We start from the raw sequence: 4,513 nt of genomic DNA, 5'->3' as shown, positions 1-4,513 counted from the left end.
ATTGGATCCGCCCTGGTTGCCGTGTGAAATCGGTTCCGGCCGGACAAGGCCCGCGCCGTCCGGATGACTGTAGCGAAGAGCGTGGTTTTTCCGGGCAGTCTCAGAACGACGGCCAGTGCTTCAACTCCGACATCGCCGGGCCGGAAGTGCGCCGGACCGGGGGGAGAGGCAAAACGGGGACTTGACGTCAAAGCCTATCGACGCGATCAGAAAAGAGTGGTGAACGAAGAGGAACCTGCGTGAGCGATCAGCTTTCGGATGCTGGACTGCTGTCCTTCCTGAAGACCCTGTTGCCGGTGAAGGACTGGAATTCGGCGAAACTCCGGCCCCTGCCGATCAGTTACACATGCCGGTTCTGGTGGCTGGACGTTCCGGGCCGGGTCTATGTGATCAAGGAATTCTTTCCCGGCAACGAGCGGAATCCCCTTTATCCGACCCTGCCGGAGCAGGAGGCGGATGCCCTGAGCGTGCTGGCCCGTCACCAACTGGCACCGGAGCTTGCCGCCTTTGCGATGAGCCCGGCCGGAACGCCGATCCTCGTTTACGGCTACGCGCCGCGAAACCTTGAGGAAATCGAGGTCGGCGAGGCAGCGGACCTGATCGGCCGGTTTGCAGCGCTGAAGGAGCTCATTCCCGGCCACCAGACCGTGCCTTCCGGTTATCACGAGGTGCTCGCCAACGGCGATGCCATGCTCGCGCTGATTCCGGAGAGCCGGAAGGCGGCCAATCTGAAAAAGCTGCGTCCGGCCAGTGGGGCCGTCAAGCAGCATGAGCCCATCAGGTCCCTCGTCCACCGCAGCTTCTGCCTCGGCACCATTCTGGCCACGGGCGAGGGGGCACGGCTGATCGACTGGCAGTTCGCCGGTCTTGGCGATCCGGTCGAGGACATCGTCTGTTTCGTCTCGCCCGGCCTTGCCATGCTTTACGGCATCCACCCGCTGGTGGCCGAGGTGGAGGAGATGTTCCTGAACGCCTATCCGGACCAGGACACGGTCGGGCGCTTTCTGGAAGAACGAACGGCCTATCACTGGCGTCTGGCCGCCTATTGCCTCTTCCGCCATGAAACCCTGAAGGACGAAAACGCCCCGGCCGCGCGCGCCTATGGCCGGGCGCTGGAGGAGGAAGTCGATCTGCTGCTGCGCCTGCGTGGCCGGTAGTCTGCCCGCACCGACCAAGAGTGACATGATCCTGTTACAGGCGCGCGCTAACGGGGGCGCATGTCCATTGATCTCAGTCTCGTCTCGAAGTCCTTCGGTTCCCACAAGGCCTTGAACGATGTGTCCCTTTCCATCGCGGAAGGAACCTTCTTCGTGGTGCTCGGCCCTTCCGGCTGCGGCAAGTCCACCCTGCTCAGGACGATCGCCGGACTGGAACCGGTAGATAACGGCGAGATCCGTTTGAACGGCCGGACGGTGGCCGGCAACGGGGTGCACGTGCCGCCGGAACAGCGGCAGGTGGGCGTCGTCTTCCAGTCCTACGCCCTCTGGCCGCATATGAGTGTCGCCGCCAACGTCGCCTTTCCGCTCGAAACGGCGGGCGGAAAACGCTCCACCATCGCCGCGCGTGTTGCCGATTGCCTGGAAACGGTCGCGCTGACGCCGTTTGAAAGGCGCAAGCCGGCGGAGCTTTCCGGCGGTCAGCGCCAGCGGGTCGCCCTGGCACGCTGTCTGGCGCAGGGGGCGGGCACGGTTCTGATGGACGAACCTCTTGCCAACCTTGATCCGCATCTCAGAAGCGCCATGGAGGAGGAACTCGCCGCCTTTCATCAAAAAAGCGGCGCGACCACGCTTTTCATCACCCATGACCAGCGCGAGGCGATGGCCCTTGCCGACAAGGTCGCAGTGATGTGGGACGGGGAAATCCTGCAGGTGGCGGATCCGGACACCCTTTACCGGCGGCCCGTATCCGAACGGGTCGCAGGCTTTATCGGTCGAAGTTCCCTTGTGCCGGTGACGGTGGAACGGGTGGAAGGCGACCGGGCAAAGATCGGCTGCAACGGCCTCGCCGCTGAGCTCCATTGTCCTGCCGGGACACGGCCGGGACCGGCAACACTTCTGATCCGGCCAGAGCATCTGGTGCCAGAATCAGCGCAAGGCGGTTTTCCGGCAACCGTTGAGCGGTCCGTTTACCGGGGCGGTTACTGGGAGGTCTTTGTTGCCGTCGGCGGTCTTGAAGCCCCCCTCATGATGATGCTTCCGCGCAAGGCCGATCCGGGCGAGATCCTGCATCTTGCCATCCGGCAGGGTTGGGTGCTGCAGGGGTAGGCGATACCGACCCAGGAAAATCACCTCATCCTGAGGAGGACCTTCAGGTCCGTCTCGAAGGATGGGCGGCATACTCCGGGGCAAGTGGCCCATCCTTCGAGACAGGCCTTCGGCCTTCCTCAGGATGAGGGAGAAACAAAACAGACAAGCCCCTCAATCTTTCCACGGCACCGTCCCCGCAGGCACGCGTCCTGCCAAAGCATTCATGCCCACCATGACGGCCACCGTCGCTGCAACAACCACCACCGACATGGCGGCCGCCAGCGTGGTGTAACCACCGTCTTCGTAGTTGAAGATGGTCGTGCCGATGGTTTCGTTGCCCGTCGACCAGAGCAAAGCGGAAACGGTGATCTCGTTGTAGGCGGTCAGGAAGACAAGAATTGCGCCGGAAGCCGCCGAAGGAGCGGCAAGCGGAGCGAAGATCTTCCTGATGCGCCGGAAGAAACCCGCGCCTGACACCCGGGCGGCATCCTCAAGCGCACCGTCCATCTGCAGGAAGGCGGCCGCTACCGGCTTCAGCCCGACCGCGAGGAACACCGAGACATAGGCGATCAGGATGATCCAGAGAGTTCCGTAAAGCGAAATACCGATGACGGGCAGGGGCCGGATGAAAGTGAGGATGAAGGCAATGGACATGACGAGGCCCGGCACCGCGAAGGCGATTTCCGACTGGGAAAGGGCAAGCCCCGCCCACAGGCGATGGCTTTTCTGCCGATGCGCCAGAAGGTAACCGAGCAGCAGGCTCACCAGCGCGATGACGACGGCCGCGCATCCGGCAATGACGGTCGAATTGGCGAAGGCGCGCAAGGTCACCGACTGACGCCAGAGCACTTCCCGGAAGTTCTCCAGCGTGAGTGTTTCGACGGAGAGCGGCAGGCCGTAGGTCCTGACAAGCGACGTTGCCAGCAGCGAGGCCGCCGGCAGCAGCAGCACACAGGCAACGAACAGCCACAGCAGGACTTCGACGACGGGCCGGCTCCGGCCGAGCGAAATCGCCAGCGGGGACTGCGGGAGGCCGATCAGACTGGCGCGCATGCGCCGTTGCAGGAAGCTCTGGATCAGGATGGCGGCGAGCGCCACCAGCGCCAGCAGGACGGAGATCACCGCCACATTGGGCAGGACATCCGGACCGAAACTCGCAAGCCTCCGCCAGACCAGCACCGGCAAGGTGGTGTAGCGCGCAGGGATCCCGATGAGCGCATTGATGCCGAAGTTACCGAGAGCGGCGACGAAGGCAAGCGCGAAACCGGCCAGCAGCGAGGGGGCGAGCAGCGGCAGGGTGATCCGCCGCAACATCCGGAAGGTGCCGGCGCCGGAAATCCGGGCGGCATCGGAGAGTTCGCGCGGGAACGACCTGAGCGCTGCACGCACGAGCAGGAACACCAGTGGGCTGTGTTGCAGCGTCAGCAGCAGCTCCAGGCCTTCTCGGGAATATAGCGGGTGTGTGGAGCCGGGCTCAGGAGCAAGGTCAAGCCAGCGCAGCACGGGGCTCGCAGGCCCCAGCGCCTGGACCCAGGCAATCGCCGTCACATGCGGAGGGATCATCATCGGCAGCAGGATGAGAAAGACCAGAAGCCCCTTGGCGCGCACATCGCTCAAGCCGATCAGAAGGGCAAGTCCCGTTCCAAGTACCGTTGCGGCAAGGGCGGAGAAAAAACTGCTTTCGATCGAGTGCCAGAGCGCCCGCAGGACCGACCGGCTTTGCAGGGCTTCCAGAAGCGGCCCCGGATCGACCGTTCCGTCGTGGAAAAGCCCTGTCTTGAACAGCAGCAGCAAGGGCAGGCCGCAGATCATGGTGGCTCCGAGGACAAGCGCAAGGAGGGTAGTTCTTTCGGGGGAAAAGTGTTTCAGGAACGTGTCCGCTGTCATTGAAGTGTCACCGAAAATGGGTGTCAAAGCCTGCGTAACTGGGCCATTCCCACACAATCCTCACGATGATCATCCGCGATCAAGTCGGGGATGACCTCCATTTGGTTGACGGGACGTGCTGGAAACCAGTTGCGCCGGAGTGGCCTCCTGTCGGTGCAAGCTCTTTTGATCCGACCGCACAGGTGCCCGAATACGATCATGTCCGGTTGCGCAGTTTTGCTTCTGCGCAACCGGTGCAGTTGGTAGATGGCCTCAGCCGCCGAAAATCTCGGAGAATTTCATCTTGTTGACCTGGTCCTGTTCCAGGGCCGTGGCCGGGTCGAAGTCCATCAGCTTGATCCGGTCGCGGGCCGGAAAACCTTCAGGTGCTGCGACGCCGG

The 4,513-nt window shown here is 63.1% G+C and carries 3 protein-coding genes; 2 read left to right on the top strand and 1 reads right to left on the bottom strand.

Annotated elements, in window-relative coordinates; all coding sequences use genetic code 11:
- The first annotated feature begins 239 nt into the window (after positions 1-239).
- Positions 240-1,157: a phosphotransferase gene (locus ACQY7U_RS17570; protein WP_428647081.1), complete on the top strand. Its 918-nt coding sequence runs from the start codon at positions 240-242 to the stop codon at positions 1,155-1,157.
- Positions 1,158-1,217: 60 nt separating this feature from the next.
- Positions 1,218-2,264 (top strand): ABC transporter ATP-binding protein, encoded by a 1,047-nt coding sequence (locus ACQY7U_RS17565; protein ID WP_428647078.1) that lies wholly within the window; start codon positions 1,218-1,220, stop codon positions 2,262-2,264.
- A 153-nt stretch (positions 2,265-2,417) separates the two neighbouring features.
- Here ACQY7U_RS17565 and ACQY7U_RS17560 read toward each other — a convergent pair whose 3' ends face one another.
- On the bottom strand, positions 2,418-4,133 hold the full coding sequence (locus ACQY7U_RS17560; protein WP_428647076.1) for an ABC transporter permease: 1,716 nt from the start codon (positions 4,131-4,133) through the stop codon (positions 2,418-2,420).
- Between the last annotated feature and the right edge of the window lie 380 nt (positions 4,134-4,513).

The sequence above is a fragment of the Roseibium sp. genome, assembly GCF_050301095.1.
In the GTDB taxonomy this organism is placed as follows: domain Bacteria; phylum Pseudomonadota; class Alphaproteobacteria; order Rhizobiales; family Stappiaceae; genus Roseibium.
This window is presented reverse-complemented; position numbering and strand designations above follow the sequence as displayed.

Excerpts from the sequence above, each read along its gene's own strand:
- ACQY7U_RS17565 (WP_428647078.1), top strand. The coding sequence starts at position 1,218 with ATGTCCATTGATCTCAGTCTCGTCTCGAAGTCCTTCGGTTCCCACAAG.
- ACQY7U_RS17560 (WP_428647076.1), bottom strand. The coding sequence starts at position 4,133 with ATGACAGCGGACACGTTCCTGAAACACTTTTCCCCCGAAAGAACTACC.